Annotated in this window: 2 protein-coding genes; both read right to left on the reverse strand. The window is 32.6% G+C overall.

Going from position 1 to position 678, the window contains the following annotated elements; genetic code table 11:
- A partial coding sequence (locus EII32_RS11430) for a hypothetical protein (protein WP_125235475.1) occupies positions 1-265 on the reverse strand: 265 nt, incomplete at its 3' end.
- Positions 262-603, reverse strand: a complete 342-nt coding sequence (locus EII32_RS11435) for a hypothetical protein (protein WP_124793496.1) — start codon at positions 601-603, stop codon at positions 262-264. The genes EII32_RS11430 and EII32_RS11435, both read right to left, overlap by 4 nt.
- Between the last annotated feature and the right edge of the window lie 75 nt (positions 604-678).

The following is a 678-nucleotide window of genomic DNA, read 5'->3' on the forward strand; positions in this document are numbered from 1 at the left end:
TCAAACCAATAAAACACTTAGCTCTCTTTCTTTCTACATACACCTTTAATTCTTTTAATTCAGGAACAACATAAAACTCATTACAAACATAGGGATGTAATTTATAAGAAATCAAATTTAAATTTTCATTATTTTCTATAGCTATAGCTGCTTGTAATAAGTGCTTTTTTAAATCATTACTAATATCTAAACTATTATAAGCTTCATGTATTAAATCAAAAAACAATTGCCTCTCATCTAATTTTTTCTTTCTAAAAAAAATCATGGCTTTTGCCCCCAACTAGTCAAATAATCATGACTGGCACCAGCAGAATCAACCCAACCATTTACCATGACTCGTCCAGTATGAGCTGCAACTTCACCCCAATCTACAGAACACTTAGCCAGATTCCTATTTCCCACTTGCCAACAGGTAACTCCATACCCCATATTAGTTACACCATGAACTGCTCCATACCCAAACTCAGGTAATACAGCACTACGAAATCCTATCCCAGAATAGTTAGAAACATCATTAATTTCATCAGCTTTAACTTCCATAGTTCCAATCCAAAAACAAGCCATAGTACCTGCTAAAATGGCTAATTTCCCTACTTTTTTCATAATGAACACCTCCTTCTTTTTCTTAATTTTATTCTACATCCAAAACAGCAAAATAAAAGTCTGTTTTTTCAAATG

The sequence above is a fragment of the Prevotella sp. OH937_COT-195 genome (assembly GCF_003932845.1).
Lineage (GTDB): Bacteria > Bacteroidota > Bacteroidia > Bacteroidales > Bacteroidaceae > Prevotella.